Origin of the sequence: Streptomyces sp. LaPpAH-108 (assembly GCF_000373625.1) — a bacterium.
Classification (GTDB): domain Bacteria; phylum Actinomycetota; class Actinomycetes; order Streptomycetales; family Streptomycetaceae; genus Streptomyces.
Window position 1 is genome coordinate 802,520 of record NZ_KB891987.1, and the last position, 18,402, is coordinate 820,921.

The window sequence follows — 18,402 nt, forward strand, 5'->3', positions numbered from 1 at the left end:
GCGCGATGAGTGCCGCAGACACGACCACCCCGGCCAAGGTGCCGCCACCGCGCCAGGCACCGCCCCCCGCGACGGCGGACGGAACGCGCCGGTCCGGCGCGAAGGGCGACTCGGCCACGCCCTGGCTGCTGCTCGCGCCCTGTCTGCTGATCCTCGCCCTCGTCATGGGCTACCCGCTGGTCCGTCTGGTCACCCTGTCCTTCCAGAAGTTCGGGCAGTCCCAGCTGTGGGGCTTCCAGCCCGCCGAGTCGGTGGGCTTCGACAACTTCTCGTCGGTGCTCGGGGACGGCGAGTTCTGGCAGGTCGTGCTGCGCACCCTGATCTTCGCGGGCGGCTCGGTGATCCTCACCATGGTGCTCGGGATGCTGATCGCCCTGCTGCTCCAGCGGGTCTCCGGCTGGGTGCGCACCCTGGTCAACATCGCCCTGGTGGCCAGCTGGGGCATGCCCGTCATCGTCGCCACCACCGTCTTCAAGTGGCTCTTCGACTCCGACTACGGCATCCTCAACGCCCTGCTCAGCAAGCTGCCCGGCGTCGAGATGGTGGGCCACAACTGGTTCGCGAGCGGCCCGCAGGGGCTCGCGGTCATCATGCTCCTGGTGGTCTGGGGCGCGGTGCCCTTCGTGACCATCACGCTCAGCGCCGGACTCACCCAGGTCCCCAAGGAGCTGGAGGAGGCGGCCCGGCTCGACGGCGCGGGCGCCTGGGGCGTCTTCCGCCATGTCACCCTGCCGATCCTCAAGCCGGTCCTGGTGATGCTCACGACCCTGTCGGTCATCTGGGACATGGGCGTCTTCCCGCAGGTCTTCGTGATGCGCGGCGGCCACCCCGAACCCGAGTTCCAGCTGCTGACCACCTACTCCTTCGACCGCGCCTTCGTGGTCAACGACTACGCGCAGGGCTCGGCCATCGCCGTCGTCACCATCCTGCTGATGCTCGCCGTGGTCGCCGTCTACATGCGCCAGATGCTGAAGATCGGAGAGGTCGAATGAGCACCACGGCTTCCGACGCCCCCCGCCGCCGCACGGCCCGGCTCGGCTGGAACGCCCTCGGCCTGTTCGTCTTCGCGTCCCTCGGCTTCCCCGTCTACTGGATGGTGGACACGGCGATCAAGCCGGCCAAGGACGCCATCGACCCCGACCCCAGCCTGCTGCCCACGGGGTTCACCCTCGCCAACTTCCGCCGCGCGCTGGCCATCGCGGACTTCTGGGGCCCGGTCGGGCGCAGCCTCGTGGTGTCCGTCTCCGTCGTGCTGATCGGCCTCGTCGTCGGCACGCTCGCCGCGCTCGCCATCTCCCGCTTCGCCTTCCGCGGCCGCAAGGTCGTCATCGTCGGCATCCTCGCGGTGCAGATGGTCCCGCTGGTCGCCATGATCATCCCGGTCTTCCTGCTGCTCAACGACCTGGGCCAGTACGACAAGCTCCCCGGCCTGATCATCACGTACCTGACCTTCATCCTCCCGTTCACGGTGTGGACCCTGCGCGGCTTCATCGTCAACATCCCGCGCGAACTGGAGGAGGCCGCCATGGTGGACGGCTGCTCGCGCACCGGCGCCTTCCTGCGCGTCGTCTTCCCGCTGCTGGCCCCCGGCATGGTCGCCACCTCGGTCTACGGCTTCATCCAGGCGTGGAACGAATACCTCTACGCCCTGATGCTGCTCAGCCAGGAGCATCAGACGGCCACCGTGTGGCTCGGCAACTTCACCACCAAGAACGGCACCGAATACGCCCCGATGATGGCCGGCGCCACCATGATGGCCGTGCCGATCGTCGTCCTGTTCCTCATCATCCAGCGCAAGATGGCCGCGGGCCTGACCGCGGGCGCCGTGAAGGGATAACGCCACCGATGACGACACTCGCCCGCGGCAGCGACACCCTCACCCGGGACGCGCTGGCCGTCCTCCAGCCCGGCTTCACCGGCACCACCGCCCCCGACTGGTTGCTGCGCCGCCTCGGCGAGGGCCTGGCCTCGGTCGGCCTGTTCGGCCGCAACATCGTCTCGCCCGAGCAACTGGCCGCGCTCACCGCGCAGTTGCGCACCGAACGCCCCGATGTCCTGGTCGCCATCGACGAGGAGGGCGGCGACGTCACCCGCCTGGAAGCCCGCAGCGGCTCGTCCTTCCCGGGTAACCACGCCCTCGGCGCGGTGGACGACACGGAACTGACCCGCGCGGTCGCCCGCGAGCTGGGCCGCCGCCTGGCCGCGTGCGGGGTCCACCTCAACTGGGCGCCCTCCGCCGACGTCAACTCCAACCCCGCCAACCCGGTCATCGGTGTCCGCTCCTTCGGCGCCGACACCGACCTGGTCGCCCGGCACACCGCCGCCTATGTGACCGGCCTCCAGTCGGCCGGGGTCGCCGCCTGCACCAAGCACTTCCCCGGGCACGGCGACACCGCCGTCGACTCCCACCACGCGCTGCCCCGCATCGACGTGGACGCGGACACCCTGGACCGCCGCGACCTCGCCCCCTTCCGGGCGGCCATCGAGGCGGGCACGCGCGCGGTGATGAGCGCCCACATCCTCGTCCCCGCCCTGGACCCGGACCGCCCGGCGACCCTCTCCCGGCCGATCCTCACCGGCCTGCTGCGTGACGGACTCGGCTACCAGGGCCTGATCGTCACCGACGGCATGGAGATGCGCGCCATCTCCGCCACCTACGGCATCGAGCGCGGCAGCGTCCTCGCCATCGCCGCCGGTGCCGACGCGATCTGCGTGGGCGGCGGCCTCGCGGACGACGAGACGGTACGACGGCTGCGGGACGCGCTCGTCACGGCGGTGCGCTCCGGCGAGCTGGCCGAGGAACGGCTCGCGGACGCCGCCCGCCGGGTGCGCGAACTGGCCGCCTGGGCCGCCGCGCCGACCGGTACCGCCACCGCGCCCGACACCGAGGCGGGGCTGCGCGCGGCCCGCCGGGCCCTCAGGGTGACCGGCGGCGAGGGCTTCACCCCGCTCACCGGGGCGCCGTACGTGGCCGCGTTCACGCCGGTCGCCAACATCGCGGTCGGCGACGAGACGCCCTGGGGCGTGGCCGCCGATCTGGCCCGGCTGCTGCCGGGCACCCGCACCGGCGGCTTCGCCGGGGAGAAGGCGGGCGAGGAGGCGCTGGCGGAGGCGGGGGAGAGCCGGATCGTCGCCGTGGTCCGCGACGAGCACCGTCACCCCTGGATGTCGGCCGCCCTGGACACCCTGCTGGTTGCCCGTCCCGACACGGTGGTGGTGGAGATGGGCGTGCCCCAGGCCCCCGCCCGGGGCGCCCTGCACCTCGCGACCCACGGCGCGGCCCGGGTCTGCGGGCAGGCGGCGGCGGAGGTCATCGCCGGGGCGGTATGAGCCGGAGCCGGTGCTTGTGCCCGTGCTGGTGCTGGTGCTGGTGCCGGGGGCCGCTCGGCCCCCGGCGGGTCAGGTCAGATGCCCTGCCAGGCGGGTTTGTGCGCGTAGGTGTGCCGGAAGTAGTCGGCCAGCTTGAGCTTGGAGGCAGCGGCCTCGTCCGCGACCACCGTGGCGTGCGGGTGCAGCTGGAGCGCGGAGGCCGGGCACACCGCCGCCACCGGGCCCTCGACGGTCGCGGCCACCGCGTCCGCCTTGCCCTCGCCGGTCGCGAGGAGCACCAGGTGCCGGGCCTCCAGGATGGTGCCGATGCCCTGGGTGATGACGTGGTGCGGGACCTGCTCGATGTCGCCGTCGAAGAAGCGCGCGTTGTCGACGCGGGTCTGCTCGGTCAGCGTCTTGATCCGGGTGCGCGAGGCGAGCGAGGAGCACGGCTCGTTGAACCCGATGTGCCCGTCCGTGCCGATCCCGAGCAGCTGGAGGTCCACGCCCCCGGCCTCGGCGAGCGAGCGGTCGTACGCCGCGCAGGCCGCCCGGAGGTCATCGGCCGTGCCGTCGGGGCCCATGAACGCGTCCATCGGGATGCCGAGCGGTTCCAGGACCTCGCGGCGCAGCACCGAGCGGTAGGACTCGGGGTGGTCGGCGGGCAGCCCCACGTACTCGTCGAGCTGGGCGATCCGGGCGCGCGTGGTGTCGACGGCGCCGGAGCGCACCTTGGCGGTCAGCGCCTGGTAGACGGGCAGCGGGGTGGATCCTGTGGCCACGCCGAGCAGGGCGTCGGGCTTGCGCCGCAGCAGCTGGGCCATGGCCTCGGCTATCAGCTCGCCACCCGCCGCGGCGTCCGGAACGATGACAACTTCCACGCTGGGCCTGCCGTTCTGAAGAGGGCTGGAGATGGGGGAGCGCGCGCCGCGCGTCGCCATGTGGTTTAGACCAATCTAGCAGAGCGGCCCCCTCCCGGACCGGCTCCGCGCGGGAGGCGTGACGGCACTGAGTGCCCTCTTCGTGCGCCCCCATGCACCCGCGTGGCGTAAATCGCCCCGGCTGACCGCTCCCCTGGACGGCGGTGCCGGGCTAGGCTGCGTGGCATCGGGTGCCACCTGGCCCCGCCGTCCGTCGTCCATGCCGTCAGCCAGGCTTTATGGCGCGATCCGCGCTGTTCCATGCATGGACATGCCAGCGTGGTCTAGTCCACAATGCAGGCAACGAACACCGCAGGGCGAACAGCTGAAAAAGCCTCCGTCTTCCCCGCACAGGAAGGCGGATTCGAGGAACCGGTGCTCTCTGCCCTGACTGCCCCGGCTCCTCGGCCTTCGGCCGACCGGGACCGCACACCCCACGGCCGATGATGCTCCGGGCTGCGGTGCCGGGAGGGTTGAGGGTCCTTCCCAGGCGCCGCGGCCCGCGGGTGTTCCCGACGGGTGTTCCCCGACCGGTCCGACAGGTGTTCCCCACCCGGTCCGACGGGTGTTTTCCGGCCGGTCCGAGCGCCCCGGTACGCTCGCACTCGTGCCCTCCATGAACGAACTGGTCCGCCAGCACACCGCCCTCGGCGACTCCGACCTCGAGTGGCTTCACCTGCTGGTATCGGAGTGGCAGCTGCTCTCCGACCTCTCCTTCGCCGACCTGGTCCTGTGGGTGCCCACCGAGGACGGCACCCGGTACGTCTCGGTGGCGCAAATGCGCCCCAACACCGGCCCCACCTCCTACCAGGACGACATGGTCGGGCACCTCGTGCCGCGCGGCCGGCGCCCCCTGCTGGACGCGGCCCTCGACGAGGGCCGCATCGTGCGCGAGGGCGACCCGGAGTGGCGCGAGGAGGTCCCCGTCCGGGTCGAGTCCATCCCGGTGCGCCGCAACGGCCGCGTCCTCGGCGTGATCGCCCGCAACACCAACCTGCTGACCGTGCGCACCCCGAGCCGTCTGGAGCTGACCTACCTCCAGAGCGCCTCCGACCTCGCTCAGATGATCGCGGCCGGCACCTTCCCCTTCCCCGACCAGCACGTCGACATGGACGCCTCGCCGCGCGCCGGTGACGGTCTGATCCGGGTGGACGCGGACGGCATCGTCCAGTACGCCTCCCCGAACGCGCTCTCCGCCTACCACCGCCTCGGCCTCGCCGCCGACCTGGTCGGCCACCACCTCGGCACCACCACCGCCGAACTCGCCCCCACCCGGGGGCCGGTGGACGAGGCGCTGGCCAAGGTGGCCAGTGGCTGGGCGCCCCGCGAGTTCGAGATCGAGGCCAACGACGGGGTCATCCAGTTCCGGACGATCCCGCTCAAGCCCAAGGGCACCCGCATCGGTTCCCTGGTGCTCTGCCGTGACGTGACCGAACTCCGGCGCCGCGAACGGGAATTGATCACCAAGGACGCGACCATCCGGGAGATCCACCACCGGGTGAAGAACAACCTCCAGACCGTCGCCGCCCTTTTGCGGCTCCAGGCCCGCCGTATCGATTCCGAGCGCGGCCGGGAGGCGCTGGAGGAGGCGGTGCGCCGGGTCGGCTCGATCGCCATCGTGCACGAGACGCTGTCCCAGAACCTGGACGAGCGCGTGGAGTTCGACGACATCGCCGACCGGGTGCTCGCCATGGTCGCGGAGATCTCGCCGGGCAAGGTGACCGGCCGCCGCAGCGGACGCTTCGGTGTGCTCGACGCCGAGGTGGCCACCCCGCTGTCCATGGTCCTCACCGAAGTCCTGCAGAACGCCCTGGAACACGGCTTCCGCGAGGGCGACACCGGAACCGTCGAGGTGTCGGCGGTCCGGGGCGGCACCACCAAGGAGGGGCGCCTGCTTGTCACCGTCCAGGACGACGGCGTGGGCCTGCCCGAGGGCTTCGACCCGCACACCGCGGGCAACCTCGGCCTCCAGATCGTACGGACGCTGGTGGAGGGCGAGTTGAGCGGCACCTTCGACATGGTGCCGGGTCTTGAGCGCGGGACACGGGTGATCCTGGACATCCCGGTACGGCCGCAGCGGTAGGGGAGTTGGGCGAGGGAGCGGGATGAGAGCGCCGCAACTCGGCGCGTCCCGCCCCGTTCTGCTCGCCCCGGCCCGGCGCGGGCAAGCGAAAAGCCTCGGACCACTGGTGGTCCGAGGCTCGTGCTCGTTGCTGCTGCCCCTCGGTGGGGGCACCCCCCGCCCGGCCGGAGCCGGGACCTGGAGGAGCATCGGGGAACTGCGCGCTGCGGCTCGGGGGCGGGAGAAGCGCACGTGGTGTGCGCGCCGCCAAGCTCAGGCTGTCAGCAGGGGTGGGAGTGTCAGGCGGAGGCCTGACGAGCCCGGTTGCGGGCGGCGCGGCGCTTCATGGCGCGGCGCTCGTCCTCGCTGAGACCACCCCAGACGCCGGAGTCCTGGCCGGACTCGAGCGCCCACTGCAGACACTGCTCCATGACGGGGCAGCGACGGCAGACGGCCTTGGCTTCCTCGATCTGCAGCAGCGCAGGACCGGTGTTGCCGATGGGGAAGAAGAGCTCGGGGTCTTCCTCGCGGCAAACGGCGTTGTGACGCCAGTCCATGGCTGCTACCTCTCCTTGGTACGTGCAGGTATTACGTACAAGTTGCTTGTGAATGTGAACGCTTTCACGAGTCCCCCAACAAGTGAAGGGCCGACTGCCGAGATGTCCCGGTGTGGTCCTGTGGATTGAAGGGAGATCGGTGATCAGTGGACGCCGATGTCGCGGGCTGTCCCGACCGCCACGTAGAGACTCGCAAACCTCGGCGGCGGATACAACCCCTTCCGGAAGATTTTTTTTGATTCCTCGGTGTCGACTAGGTCACAGCCGTACTTCCATGGGGTGGACCCTGGCCTAAACGTTCGAGTGAAAGGACTTTTGCCTGTTCCGCTCACACAATCACACGCAGTGCATGGCGAACGCCTGTGAACGTCACGCTCGTCCGCAGCCCTAGGTGGTCGCCGTCCATCTGGAGGGGCAGAGGGACCTTCGAATGCAAGGTGAAGCGGTCCAGATCGTGCAGGGAGAAAGCATGTCTCCCCTGGGGTCCACGCTCGGGGGACGAAGTGAGCAACTGGGTCGCATACCGGGCAACGGCGGCCGTGGACAGGCGACTTAGACCGAGTACGTCGAGCCCTTTATCGAACGACGCCTTAGGCGACGTGTACATCGGGCGATTGCCGAGATAGGTCCACGGGGACGTGTTCGAGACTATGGCGACAACCAGGTCCGTCACCGGGTCCGCGCCCGGCCGCTCCAGCTCGATCGTGCCGTGCCTGCGATTGGGCTCACCGAGGAACTGCCGTACCACCTGGCGCACATAAAGAGCGTGCGTCGACTTGCGGCCGCGCTCGCGCTCCCGCTCGACCCGGCCGACCACGCCCGCGTCGAAGCCGAGACCGGCGTTGAAGGTGAACCAGCGGTCCGGCACCGCCTCGTCCGCCGTGCCCGGCGTCCCCGAGGTCAGGCCCAGCCCGACCACCCGCTCCCGGCGCTCGCGCAGCGCGTCGAGCAGGGCACCGGTCGCCTCGACCGGATCGTTGGGCAGCCCGAGCGCGCGGGCGAAGACATTGGTGGAACCGCCGGGCACCACGGCGAGGCCGGGCAGCCGCTCCAGGTCGGGGCCCGCGTGCAGCAGGCCGTTGACCACCTCGTTCACCGTGCCGTCGCCGCCGAGGGCCACGACCATGTCGACGTCGTCACTCTCCGCAGCCGACCGGGCCAGATCGCGCGCGTGGCCGCGGTACTCGGTGGTGACGGCTTCCAGCTTCATCTCGCTCGCCAGCGCGTGGATCAGCACATCGCGTCTGCGTGCGCTGGTGGTGGTTGCCGCCGGATTGACCACGAGAAGTGCACGCATGACTGGCAGCGTACCTACTGGGGGGTATCGGGCCCAGAGCGAGTTGAGGATCGGGTAAGAGAAGACGGCGTGAGCCTCGCCACGCACCGCCCGGCGCCCCTCGGGCACAGGGCTACCCTTCTCGGGTGAGCAGTGAGCAGACTTCCGCCCCGGACCCCGCCGAGGCCGCAGCGGCCCCCGGGCCCCGCCCGCGCCGGCTGACCTGGGCGGCCGCGCTGGCCGCCGTGGAGGGCGCCGCCCTGGTGATCGCGGCCGTCTCGATCCTCGTGCTCGGCCTCACCGGCTCCCCGGACGACCGTCAGCAGGCCGTCACGGGCGGGATCACACTGGCGGTGCTCGCACTGCTGCCGCTGCTGGCCGCGCGGGGGCTGTTCCTCCTGCGCCGCTGGAGCCGGGGCCCCGCCGTCATCACCCAGATCCTGGCCCTGCCGGTCGCCTACAACCTGCTCAAGGCCGACAGCGTGGCCATCCCGGCCGGTATCGCCCTCGCGGCGGTGGCCGTGGCCTCCCTGGTCCTGCTGGTCAACCCGGCCACGGCCCAGGCCCTCGGCATCAAGGGGCCGGGCCGGGCGGGCTAGAGCCGCCGGGCCGGGGCCCGTAGGAAAAAGCCCCGGGCCGCGCCTCCTTCGCGCCTACTCCTCCACCAGCAGCTTCTCCCGCAGCTGCGCCAGCGTGCGGGCCAGCAGCCGGGAGACGTGCATCTGCGAGATGCCGACCTCCTGCGCGATCTGCGACTGGGTCATGTTCCCGAAGAAGCGGAGCAGCAGGATGCGCTTCTCCCGGGGCGGCAGGTCCTCCAGGAGCGGCTTGAGCGATTCCCGGTACTCCACGCCCTCCAGCGCCTCGTCCTCGGCACCGAGGGTGTCGGCGACCGCAGGGGACTCGTCGTCGGTGTCGGGGACGTCCAGGGACAGCGTGGAGTAGGCGTTGGCCGACTCCAGGCCCTCCAGGACCTCCTCCTCGGAGATGGCCAGCTTCTCGGCCAGCTCGTGCACCGTGGGGGAGCGGCCGTGCTGCTGGGACAGCTCCGCCGTCGCGGTGGTCAGCGCGAGCCGCAGTTCCTGGAGGCGGCGCGGCACCCGGACCGCCCAGCCCTTGTCCCGGAAGTGCCGCTTGATCTCGCCGACGACCGTCGGGGTGGCGTACGTGGAGAACTCGACGCCGCGCTCCGGGTCGAACCGGTCCACGGACTTGATCAGACCGATGGTGGCGACCTGGGTGAGGTCGTCCAGCGGCTCGCCGCGGTTGCGGAAGCGGCGTGCCAGGTGCTCGACGAGCGGCAGATGCATCCGGACCAGCCGGTTGCGCAGCTCCGCGTACTCCGGGGTGCCGTCCGCGAGGCCGCGCAGCTCGATGAAGAGCGCACGGGCGCCGCTGCGGTCGTGCGGGTCGTGCGGGGCCGCGCGCACGGCTTCCGTCGTGCCGCCCGGCGCCGCGTCCTCGGCGTGTCGCTCGTGCTCGCTCATCGTCCCGCCCGTCGCCCTTCCCCGAGCCCTCGCCCCGGCGCGGGCGGCGGTGTCGCCGCTGCCGCGCTGCCCCAGGGGCGTGCTCCGCACGGTCCCCTCGCCGCCGACCCGCGCGGAGTCGTCCTCCGGGTGGGGCCTGGCCTGCTCGGGAATGCCGTCGATGCCGTCGGCCATGTGCCGGGGTACGTCCGCCGGGCTCTGCCTCGGGTTCCCGGCCTCGCCCGAGCGGGGAGCACCCGTCTCCCCGGTCGGCAGCCGCCTTGTGCCGCGCTCTTCGTCCCGCACCGGACCGTCCCCGTTCCTCACGCCGGGCCGGGGCCCGCGCCGCGTTGTTTGTACAGGCTGATCGACACGGTCCGGTCCTCGTCCACGGCGGACGAGACCTTGCCCGCGAGGGCCGACAGGACGGTCCAGGCGAACGTGTCCCGCGACGGGGCGTGGCCGTCGGTCGTCGGCGCCGAGACCGTGACCTCCAGCGAGTCGTCGACGAGCCGGAAGACACAGCTCAGCACGGACCCCGGCACGGCCTGCTGGAGGAGGATCGCGCAGGCCTCGTCGACCGCGATGCGCAGGTCCTCGATCTCGTCCAGGGTGAAGTCCAAACGGGCCGCGAGACCGGCCGTGGCCGTCCGCAGCACCGACAGGTAGGCACCCGCGGCCGGCAGACGGACTTCCACGAAGTCCTGGTTCGCCGTGGGCTCGCCTGCGATCTGGGACACCCTCACCTCCATGGTGGTACAAGCTTTACGGGGCCGAGGGTCGCCCCCCGGCGTAACGCGTTGGTGGTTCCGCGGTGACGCTATCGCGCCCGGAACGTTCCTGTCCCCATGACCCCGACCCCCTGGCGTCACTCACAGTAAAACTCTGAATACGCTCCGTGTCTAGGGGGTGTGCGGGCCCAAATGGGAAGAGCGCGCGCCGGGTTGACGTACCCAGGCGTCAGGCGGTCGAACCGTCCCAGGTCGGAGTGCCTGTCGCAGCCGCGTTCATGGTCACGTTCGTGGTCATACGAGTACATGGTCGACGAAGCACCACCGCCAGTCCTCGCCCGGTTCGTAGGTCCGCATCACGGGGTGACCCGAGTCCGCGTGGTGCTTGGTCGCGTGCCGGTTCGGCGAGGAGTCGCAGCAGCCGATGTGGCCACAGGTCAGGCAGATCCGCAGCTGCACCGGGTCCGTCCCGTCCGCCAGGCACTCCAGGCACGTCTCGCTGAGCGGTCCGGGTTCCGGGAGCGGCAGCGCGTCGACGTGCGTGCACTGTTTCATGATTGCCAGATTACGTCGGGTGCGCGGGTGGCCGCGCGGAAAAGCGAGGGCGGGCGAGGACCATGGACGTGCTGCCGCTGCTGTTGCTGGTGGCGGGGAGCGCCGCCGTCGCCGGCGCGGCCCGGCGCACTCCCGTACCGGCTCCGCTGCTGCTGGTCGCCGTCGGCCTGGCCGCCTCGTACATCCCCGGGGTGCCGGACTACACCCTGGAACCCGACGTCGTCCTGCCGCTGCTGCTGCCCCCGCTGCTGTACACCTCCGCGACCGACAGCTCGTATCTCGACCTGCGCGCCCAGGTGCGCCCGGTGGCCCTGCTCTCGGTCGGCTATGTGCTCTTCGCGACCGTGGCCGTCGGATGGGCCGCGCATCTGCTGGTGCCCGGGCTGCCGCTGACCGCCGCCCTGGTCCTCGGCGCGGTCGTGGCACCGCCCGACGCCGTCGCGGCCACCGCCGTCGCGCGCCGGGTCGGGCTGCCGTCCCGGATCACGACGATCCTCCAGGGCGAGTCCCTGCTGAACGACGCCACCGCCATCACCGCCTACAAGGTCGCCCTCGCCGCCGCCATCGGGGAGGGCGCCACCTGGTCCGGCGGAGTGGAGGAGTTCCTGCTGGCCGCCGTCGGCGGGGTCGGCGTCGGTCTCGTCCTCATGGCCCCGCTGCACTGGCTGCGCACCCATCTGAAGGAACCCCTCCTCCAGAACACCCTCTCGCTGCTCATCCCCTTCGTCGCCTACGGCGTCGCCGAGCAGCTGCACGCCTCCGGGGTGCTCGCGGTCGTGGTCGTCGCGCTCTATCTCGGCCACCGTGCGTGGGAGGTCGACTTCGCCACCCGCCTCCAGGAGGAGGCCGTGTGGAAGATGGTCGCCTTCATCCTGGAGTCCGCCGTCTTCGCCCTCATCGGACTCCAGCTGCACGGCGTCCTCAAGGGACTCGGCGCGTACGAGGCGGCGTCCGCGACCTGGTACGCCGTCGCCCTCTTCGCGGTCGTCGTCCTGACCCGGTTCGTCTGGGTCTACCCGGCGGCCTTCGTGCCCCGCATCCTCTCGGAGCGCGTACGGACCCGCGAGGAGAACCCCACCTGGCGGGGCGCCCTCGTCACCGGCTGGGCCGGGATGCGCGGCGTGGTCTCGCTCGCCATCGCCTTCTCCATCCCGGTCACCGTGCACGGCGGCGAGCCCTTCCCGCAGCGCAACCTGATCCTCTTCCTCACCTTCACGACCGTCATCGGCACCCTTGTCATCCAGGGGCTGTCGCTGCCCCCGCTGATCCGCTTCCTGAAGTTCCCCGGGCGCGACCAGCAGGCCGAGACCCTGGCCGAGGCCAACGCCCAGGCGCAGGCGTCGCTGGCCGCCGAGTCCCGGCTGGACGCCCTCCTGTCCGACGAGCGCAACACGCTGCCCGCCCCGCTCGCCGACCGGCTGCGCGCCGTCCTGGAGCGCCGCCGCAACGCCGTCTGGGAACGGCTCGGCCAGGTCAACCCGGTCACCGGCGAATCCGTCGACGACACCTACCGCAGGCTGTCGCGCGAGATGATCAGCGCCGAACGCGAGGTCTTCGTCCGCCTGCGCGACCACCGCTACATCGACGACGAGATGCTGCGGGCGCTGCTGCGCAGGCTGGACCTGGAGGAGGCGGCGGCCTATCGGGAGGCGGGGTAGGTCACTGGTTTTCCAGGGGGCGCCCGGTGATCACCGCCGCGACCCTCGTCCCGCGGGGGAAAGCGCCCTCCTGGGCGAGCGTGACGAGGGCGAGCAGCAACTTGGCGACATACAGCCGCTCCACGGGCAGTCCGTGGCGCTTCTCGAACTCCTCGGCGAACGCCTCCAGCTCCGGCGTCGTCCGCGCGTAGCCGCCGCAGTGGAAGCGGTCGTCCAGCGACCAGGAACCCGTACGGCCGCCGAACGCGCGCTCCTGGAGAGCGCGTATCCCGTCCTCCAGGAAGCCGCCTTTGAGCACGGGGACACCGAGCGCGTGCTGACCGGGCGCGAGCCCCGCCGCGAGACCGGCCAGCGTGCCGCCCGTACCGCAGGCCACCGCGACCACGTCGGCCCGGCCGCGCAGCTCCGCGCCGAGCGCCACACAGCCGCGCACCGCCTCGGCGTTGCTGCCGCCCTCCGGGACGACGTACGCCCCCTCGGCGCCCGCCGCGCGCAGGATCGCCGCCAGGGTCTCCGGCTCGTCCTTGCGGCGATACGTCGACCTGTCGACGAAGTGCAGCCGCATCCCGTCGGCCGCGCAGCGCGCCAGCGAGGGGTTGAGCGGGCGCTCCGCCAGCTCCTGGCCACGCACCACCCCGGTCGTGGCGAAACCCAGCAGCCGGCCCGCCGCCGCGGTGGCCCGCAGATGGTTGGAGTAGGCCCCGCCGAAGGTGACCAGCTCCCGGCCGCCCGCCGCCTCGACGTTCGGCATCAGCTTGCGCCACTTGTTGCCGATCAGCTCCGGGTGGATCAGGTCGTCCCGCTTGAGCAGGAGGCGTACGCCGTGCCGGGAGAAACGGTTGTCCTGGATCTCTGTGAGGGGGGAGGGGAGGGTGGGGCGGAGGGGCATGCGGTCATTGTCGCGCGGGGTGGGCGGTGTGGCCGCCGGGCCTGTCAGCCCTTCAGCTGTTCCTTGATCCGTGCCCGCAGCCACTTCATCGTGAAGCCGCGCGGGTCCACCTTGCCCGGCTGCCACTCCAGGTGGCCGATGACCGACCGTTCCGTCCAGCCGTGGTGGCGGCAGACGGCCGCGGCGGCCCGCACGATCGCGTCCAGCTGCTCCTCGGGCCAGGGGTCCTTGCCGTCGCCCAGGTTCTCGCACTCGAAGCCGTAGAAGTACCGGTTGCCGTCGGTGTTCGCCTCGTTGTCCGGCGGCAGCCCCTTCTCCGCGATCACCGCGCGCAGGACGTCGTCGTCACCCAGACCGGCGTGGTTGGCGCGGCCGTAGCCGACCAGGTGGACCGTGCCGTCCTTGGTGATCACGCCGTGGCAGAGCGGTCCGGGCAGGTCGTCGCGGCCGGTGCGGCACAGTTCCACGGTGCGCTCGCTGCCGCTGGTCGCCGTGTGGTGGATCACCACGCCGTGGACCGGGCCCCACGGCCCCTTGTGGTTGCGGTTGTGGCGCCGCCAGCCGTCGACGCCGACGACCGTGAGCCCCTCCCGCTCGAGGGCGTCCAGAAACGCGCTCGCGGACATGGGTGAGGACATGACCGCCTCCTTACGTGCCGTGCGGGGGCCGCCGGAAACGGCCCGTTCCTATCGCCGCTTGTACCGATGTCAGGGGGTCGGGATCACATCGTTCGCACGGTGTGCGAGCCGATTCGGACAAGTTGCGGCGGGGGCGGGGCCGGGAGGAGGGGCGGCCGGTGCGGTTCGGCCGCCGTCCGCCCGCGAGCTGGACAAAGTCGCGCCATTTGCCCAGGAGTCGGATGATCCATTCCCCTCCTTTCGGGTAATGGTGCGGGCACACTCCGTGATGGAAAGCTCGGTCGTGGGACCGGTGCCCCGCGAGATCGGGCACCGGGCATACATGGGAGGGCATTTCCTTATGTCGGTAGGCGAAGAGGTCCGCACCGAGCAGGCCAAGCCGCAGCAGTCACTCGGCACGGCGGCGGCGCGGAACCTGGCCACCACCACCAAGTCCGCACCGCAGATGCAGGAGATCAGCTCCCGCTGGCTGCTGCGCAGTCTGCCCTGGGTCGACGTGAAGGGCGGCGCGTACCGGGTCAACCGGCGGCTGACCTACACCGTCGGGGACGGCCGTGTCACCTTCGTGAAGACGGGCGACCAGGTCGAGGTCATCCCGGCCGAGCTGGGTGAGCTGCCCGCCCTGCGCGACTACGAGGACGAGGAGGTGCTGACCGAGCTGGCCCGCCGCTGCCGCCAGCGCGACTTCGCGCCCGGCGAGGTGATCGCCTCCTTCGGCAGCCAGTCCGACGAGGTGTACCTCCTGGCCCACGGCAGGGTCGAGAAGATCGGCACGGGCCCGTACGGCGACGACGCGGTGCTCGGCGTCCTCGCCGACGGCGCCTACTTCGGCGAGCAGTCCCTGCTCGACCCGGACGCCATCTGGGAGTACACCGCCCGCGCGGACACCGCCTGCACGGTGCTGATCCTCGCCCGCCAGGACTTCGAGCAGGTGGCCGAGCGCGCCGACTCGCTGCGCGGCCACCTCCAGCAGCTGCGCTCGATCCCGGACCAGCGCACCAACAAGTACGGCGAGAAGGAGGTCGAGCTGGCGGCCGGCCACTCCGGCGAGCCCGACATCCCGCACACCTTCGTGGACTACGAGGCCCGCCCGCGCGAGTACGAACTGAGCATCGCCCAGACCGTGCTGCGCATCCACACCCGCGTCGCCGACCTCTACAACCAGCCGATGAACCAGACCGAGCAGCAGCTGCGGCTCACGGTCGAGGCGCTGAAGGAGCGCCAGGAGCACGAGCTGATCAACAACCGGCAGTTCGGCCTCCTGCACGCCTGCGAGTACGACCAGCGCATCCAGCCGCACGACGGCGTCCCCGGCCCGGACGACCTGGACGAGCTGCTCAGCCGCCGCCGGGGCACCAAGTTCCTCCTCGCCCACCCGCGCGCCATCGCCGCGATCGGGCGCGAGCTGAACAAGCGCGGACTGGTCCCGGAGACCATCGACGTCGGCGGCAACCGCATCCCCACCTGGCGGGGCGTGCCGATCTACCCGTGCAACAAGATCCCGGTCACCGAGGCCCGTACGACCTCGATCCTCGCCCTGCGTACCGGCGAGGCCGACCAGGGCGTCATCGGCCTCAGGCAGTCCGGCATCCCGGACGAGATCGAGCCGAGCCTGTCCGTCCGCTTCATGGGCATCAACGAGCAGGCCGTCATCAACTACCTGGTCACCGCCTACTACTCGGCGGCCGTCCTGGTGCCGGACGCGCTCGGCGTGCTGGAGAACGTCGAGATCGGCCGGTGGCGGTGACCTCGCGCCACCGCGCACCCGGGTTCCCGTCCCTCGGGGCGGGAACCCCTTCGGGGGGAGGGCCCGCCCGGCACCGTGCCGGACGGGACCACGCGCTCGCACGTCGGGAGGGGGAGCCATGACCGAGTTCATGACACAGGCCGAACAGCGCCCGTCGGGCCCGGGGAAGACGGGCACGGGAAGGCCGGGGACGGGGAGCGCGGTCACGCCGCCGCGCCCGCCCGGGCAACGGGAGCCGGTGGAGGACACCGGGGGGCTCGACGGACGGAGACCGGCGGGAGACGCCGGGATGCTCGACGGGCGGGGACCGGCGGGGGACGCCGGGTCGTTCGACGGGCGACGGACGGCGGATGACGCCAGGCCGCCCGCTGGAGGGGAGACGGCGGACAACGCGACGCAGCTCGACGAGGCGACCGAGGACGGTGGCGCGCTCGACGGGCAGGAGGCGACGGTTCTGCTGGAGCGGACCCGGGAGCTGGTGGACCCGGAGCTGCGCGCCGCGATCGAGTCGCTGCCCGGACCCCTGCGCCGTATCGCGCTCTACCACTTCGGCTGGCAGCACGCCGACGGCACCCCGGCGGCGGGCAACGCGGGCAAGGCGATCCGGCCCGCCCTCGTGCTCGCGGCGGCGTCCGCGCTGGGCGGACCGTCCGCCCGGGCGGCGGCGGTGCGGGCAGCGGCGGCGGTCGAACTGGTCCACAACTTCACGCTGTTGCACGACGACGTGATGGACCGCGACACCACGCGTCGCCACCGCGCCACCGCCTGGACCGTCTTCGGCGACGCCGACGCGATCCTCGCCGGTGACGCCCTCCAGGCCCTCGCGCTGCGGCTGCTCGCCGACGACCCGCACCCGGCGGCCGGACCGGCGTCGGCCCGACTCGCGGAGTGCGTCATCGAACTGTGCGCGGGCCAGCACACCGACACGGCCCTGGAGCAACGCGCCCCCACCGAGGTCGGGTTGGCCGAGGTGCTCACCATGGCCGAGGCCAAGACCGGCGCCCTCCTCGGCTGCGCCTGCGCCCTGGGCGCGCTGTACGCGGGCGCGGACGACGCGGAGGTGGCGGCACTGGACGGCTTCGGCCGACAGGCGGGCCTCGCCTTCCAGTTGATCGACGACGTGATCGGCATATGGGGCGACCCACGGCGCACCGGCAAGCCGGTCGGCGCGGATCTGGTCGTCCGCAAGAAGTCCCTGCCGGTCGTCGCCGCGCTCACCTCCGGCACCCCGGCGTCCGCCGAACTCGCCGCGCTGTACGCCCGCCCGTACGCGGACGGGGACGGCGAGATCGCCCGCACCGCCCTGGCCGTGGAACAGGCGGGCGGCCGGGACTGGGCCCAGGCCGAGGCCGCCGACCGCATGGCCCGCGCCGTACAGGAACTCTCCCGCGCGGTTCCCGCCCCCGAGGCGGCGGGCGGCCTGCTGGCCCTGGCGGAATTCGTCACCCGCCGGACCAACTGACGTACCCGCCACCCCGATACCCCGGAGCCCCCGAGCCCGCGCGGCCCCTGACCCCGCACGGTCGTCGGGGGCTCCGGTGCCTATCCGTGGACAGTTCAGGTGCCGTACCGGTGCCGTACCTACGGGCAGGTGACGACCTGTCCGACCCAGGACAGGCCGCCGCCGAACGCGAGCAGCAGCACCGGGCCGCCGCTCGGGAGTTCACCGCGCTCGGTGAGCTTGGACAGGGCGAGCGGCACGGAGGCGGCGGAGGTGTTGCCGGACTCCACGACGTCCTGTGCGATCACCACGCTCTCGGGCAGGTCGAGTTGGCGCAGGACGGCGTCGATGATCCGCAGGTTCGCCTGGTGGGTGACCACACCGGCCAGGTCGGACAGGGCGAGCCCGGCCCGCGCGCAGGCATCCCGGGCGATGGCGGGGAGTTCGGTCGTGGCCCAGCGGAAGACGGTCTGGCCGTCCTGGGCGAAGCGCGGGTGCCAGTCGCCGACCAGTCGGACGGCGTCGCCCCGGCCGGGGTCCGAGCCCCAGGTGACGGGCCTGATCTCGGCGGCATCGGCGGTACTGAGCACGGCGGCGCCCGCGCCGTCGCCGAGCAGGACGCAGGTGCGGCGGTCGGTCCAGTCGGCGACGTCGGACATCTTCTCGACGCCGATGACCAGCGCGTTCCTGGCGGCCCCCGCGCGCAGGGAGTGGTCGGCGCAGGCGAGCGCGGTGCAGAACCCGGCGCAGCCGTTGTTGAGATCGAAGGCGACCGGGGAGGGCAGCCCGAGCCGCCCGGCGACCTGGGCGGCGATGGAGGGGCACCGGTCGACGGCACTGCACGTCGCCACGGTGATCATGCCGATGTCGGCGGGTTCGAGACCGGACGCGGCCAGCGCCTTGCTCGCGGCGGCCGTCGCCATGTCGGTCACCGACTCGTCCTCGGCGGCGATGCGGCGGGTGGCGATACCGGTACGGCGCCGGATCCACTCGTCGTCGGTGTCGACCATGGCGGCCAGGTCGTCGTTGGTCAGGACGCGTGCGGGCTGGTAGTGACCCAGCGCGGTGATACGGCTTCCCGGCGCGGCGGTGACGGGCACAGGTGATCTCCTCGGCTCGGCGTCGATGCCGCCGGAATATAGCAACCGACCGA

Annotated in this window: 17 protein-coding genes; 8 read left to right on the forward strand and 9 right to left on the reverse strand. The window is 71.9% G+C overall.

Translation table 11 applies throughout. The features are described 5' to 3' along the window. Positions 1 to 5 precede the first annotated feature (5 nt). The 3 genes from B079_RS0103705 to B079_RS0103715 are packed head-to-tail and all read left to right on the forward strand — an operon-like array spanning position 6 to position 3,330. Positions 6 to 992, forward strand: a complete 987-nt coding sequence (locus B079_RS0103705; protein ID WP_018544431.1) for a carbohydrate ABC transporter permease — start codon at positions 6 to 8, stop codon at positions 990 to 992. After that, positions 989 to 1,837: a carbohydrate ABC transporter permease gene (locus B079_RS0103710; protein WP_018544432.1), complete on the forward strand. Its 849-nt coding sequence runs from the start codon at positions 989 to 991 to the stop codon at positions 1,835 to 1,837. The genes B079_RS0103705 and B079_RS0103710 overlap by 4 nt, the downstream gene beginning before the upstream one ends. An 8-nt stretch (positions 1,838 to 1,845) precedes the next feature. Further along, positions 1,846 to 3,330 (forward strand): glycoside hydrolase family 3 protein, encoded by a 1,485-nt coding sequence (locus B079_RS0103715; protein WP_018544433.1) that lies wholly within the window; start codon positions 1,846 to 1,848, stop codon positions 3,328 to 3,330. A 74-nt stretch (positions 3,331 to 3,404) separates the two neighbouring features. Here B079_RS0103715 and nagB read toward each other — a convergent pair whose 3' ends face one another. Then, positions 3,405 to 4,190 (reverse strand): glucosamine-6-phosphate deaminase, encoded by a 786-nt coding sequence (gene nagB / locus B079_RS0103720; RefSeq protein WP_026248321.1) that lies wholly within the window; start codon positions 4,188 to 4,190, stop codon positions 3,405 to 3,407. A gap of 646 nt (positions 4,191 to 4,836) precedes the next feature. On the opposite strand from nagB, the gene B079_RS0103725 reads away from it, so the two are divergent. Continuing rightward, positions 4,837 to 6,312: a sensor histidine kinase gene (locus B079_RS0103725; RefSeq protein WP_199779856.1), complete on the forward strand. Its 1,476-nt coding sequence runs from the start codon at positions 4,837 to 4,839 to the stop codon at positions 6,310 to 6,312. Positions 6,313 to 6,590: 278 nt separating this feature from the next. Here the strand turns inward: B079_RS0103725 and B079_RS0103730 are convergent, their stop codons facing one another. Next, positions 6,591 to 6,848 (reverse strand): WhiB family transcriptional regulator, encoded by a 258-nt coding sequence (locus B079_RS0103730; protein WP_016639615.1) that lies wholly within the window; start codon positions 6,846 to 6,848, stop codon positions 6,591 to 6,593. Positions 6,849 to 7,176: 328 nt separating this feature from the next. Further along, the gene (locus B079_RS0103735) at positions 7,177 to 8,145 is read right to left on the reverse strand and encodes a diacylglycerol/lipid kinase family protein (RefSeq protein ID WP_026248323.1); all 969 of its coding nucleotides are present in this window, start codon (positions 8,143 to 8,145) and stop codon (positions 7,177 to 7,179) included. Between the two features lie 125 nt (positions 8,146 to 8,270). On the opposite strand from B079_RS0103735, the gene B079_RS0103740 reads away from it, so the two are divergent. Further along, on the forward strand, positions 8,271 to 8,723 hold the full coding sequence (locus B079_RS0103740) for a hypothetical protein (protein WP_018544437.1): 453 nt from the start codon (positions 8,271 to 8,273) through the stop codon (positions 8,721 to 8,723). A gap of 54 nt (positions 8,724 to 8,777) precedes the next feature. On the opposite strand, the gene B079_RS0103745 is transcribed toward B079_RS0103740, so the two are convergent. The 3 genes from B079_RS0103745 to B079_RS0103755 all read right to left on the reverse strand — a co-directional run bounded on the left by B079_RS0103745 (position 8,778) and on the right by B079_RS0103755 (position 10,876). Next, positions 8,778 to 9,917, reverse strand: a complete 1,140-nt coding sequence (locus tag B079_RS0103745) for an RNA polymerase sigma factor SigF (RefSeq protein ID WP_086022314.1) — start codon at positions 9,915 to 9,917, stop codon at positions 8,778 to 8,780. Continuing rightward, positions 9,914 to 10,330 (reverse strand): anti-sigma regulatory factor, encoded by a 417-nt coding sequence (locus B079_RS0103750; RefSeq protein ID WP_018544439.1) that lies wholly within the window; start codon positions 10,328 to 10,330, stop codon positions 9,914 to 9,916. The genes B079_RS0103745 and B079_RS0103750 overlap by 4 nt, the downstream gene beginning before the upstream one ends. A 285-nt stretch (positions 10,331 to 10,615) precedes the next feature. After that, the gene (locus B079_RS0103755; protein ID WP_018544440.1) at positions 10,616 to 10,876 is read right to left on the reverse strand and encodes a UBP-type zinc finger domain-containing protein; all 261 of its coding nucleotides are present in this window, start codon (positions 10,874 to 10,876) and stop codon (positions 10,616 to 10,618) included. Between the two features lie 62 nt (positions 10,877 to 10,938). Here B079_RS0103755 and B079_RS0103760 point away from each other — a divergent pair, with 62 nt between their 5' ends. Further along, the gene (locus B079_RS0103760; protein WP_018544441.1) at positions 10,939 to 12,534 is read left to right on the forward strand and encodes a Na+/H+ antiporter; all 1,596 of its coding nucleotides are present in this window, start codon (positions 10,939 to 10,941) and stop codon (positions 12,532 to 12,534) included. A 1-nt stretch (position 12,535) separates the two neighbouring features. Here B079_RS0103760 and B079_RS0103765 read toward each other — a convergent pair whose 3' ends face one another. Further along, entirely contained in the window at positions 12,536 to 13,423 is an 888-nt protein-coding gene (locus B079_RS0103765; RefSeq protein ID WP_018544442.1) for a 1-aminocyclopropane-1-carboxylate deaminase/D-cysteine desulfhydrase, read from the reverse strand. A 44-nt stretch (positions 13,424 to 13,467) separates the two neighbouring features. Continuing rightward, complete coding sequence (locus tag B079_RS0103770) at positions 13,468 to 14,061, reverse strand: N-acetylmuramoyl-L-alanine amidase (protein ID WP_026248325.1); 594 nt, start codon at positions 14,059 to 14,061, stop codon at positions 13,468 to 13,470. Positions 14,062 to 14,401: 340 nt separating this feature from the next. Here B079_RS0103770 and B079_RS0103775 point away from each other — a divergent pair, with 340 nt between their 5' ends. Together B079_RS0103775 and B079_RS0103780 are read left to right on the forward strand one after the other, a co-directional pair. Further along, positions 14,402 to 15,808 carry a family 2B encapsulin nanocompartment shell protein gene (locus tag B079_RS0103775; protein WP_018544444.1) on the forward strand — a complete coding sequence of 469 codons (1,407 nt, stop codon included), beginning with the start codon at positions 14,402 to 14,404 and terminating at the stop codon, positions 15,806 to 15,808. 289 nt (positions 15,809 to 16,097) lie between these two features. Then, a complete protein-coding gene (locus B079_RS0103780) occupies positions 16,098 to 17,270 on the forward strand; it encodes a family 2 encapsulin nanocompartment cargo protein polyprenyl transferase (protein WP_018544445.1) in 1,173 nt (390 codons plus the stop codon). 119 nt (positions 17,271 to 17,389) lie between these two features. On the opposite strand, the gene B079_RS0103785 is transcribed toward B079_RS0103780, so the two are convergent. After that, positions 17,390 to 18,349, reverse strand: a complete 960-nt coding sequence (locus B079_RS0103785; RefSeq protein ID WP_018544446.1) for a beta-ketoacyl-ACP synthase III — start codon at positions 18,347 to 18,349, stop codon at positions 17,390 to 17,392. Between the last annotated feature and the right edge of the window lie 53 nt (positions 18,350 to 18,402).

Bases quoted from the DNA above. Each gene is read 5' to 3' on its own strand.
- B079_RS0103705 (WP_018544431.1), top strand. From the start codon at position 6: ATGAGTGCCGCAGACACGACCACCCCGGCCAAGGTGCCGCCACCGCGC.
- B079_RS0103710 (WP_018544432.1), top strand. From the start codon at position 989: ATGAGCACCACGGCTTCCGACGCCCCCCGCCGCCGCACGGCCCGGCTC.
- B079_RS0103715 (WP_018544433.1), top strand. From the start codon at position 1,846: ATGACGACACTCGCCCGCGGCAGCGACACCCTCACCCGGGACGCGCTG.
- B079_RS0103730 (WP_016639615.1), bottom strand. From the start codon at position 6,848: ATGGACTGGCGTCACAACGCCGTTTGCCGCGAGGAAGACCCCGAGCTC.
- B079_RS0103735 (WP_026248323.1), bottom strand. From the start codon at position 8,145: ATGCGTGCACTTCTCGTGGTCAATCCGGCGGCAACCACCACCAGCGCA.
- B079_RS0103755 (WP_018544440.1), bottom strand. From the start codon at position 10,876: ATGAAACAGTGCACGCACGTCGACGCGCTGCCGCTCCCGGAACCCGGA.
- B079_RS0103760 (WP_018544441.1), top strand. From the start codon at position 10,939: ATGGACGTGCTGCCGCTGCTGTTGCTGGTGGCGGGGAGCGCCGCCGTC.
- B079_RS0103765 (WP_018544442.1), bottom strand. From the start codon at position 13,423: ATGCCCCTCCGCCCCACCCTCCCCTCCCCCCTCACAGAGATCCAGGAC.
- B079_RS0103770 (WP_026248325.1), bottom strand. From the start codon at position 14,061: ATGTCCTCACCCATGTCCGCGAGCGCGTTTCTGGACGCCCTCGAGCGG.
- B079_RS0103775 (WP_018544444.1), top strand. From the start codon at position 14,402: ATGTCGGTAGGCGAAGAGGTCCGCACCGAGCAGGCCAAGCCGCAGCAG.
- B079_RS0103780 (WP_018544445.1), top strand. From the start codon at position 16,098: ATGCTCGACGGGCGGGGACCGGCGGGGGACGCCGGGTCGTTCGACGGG.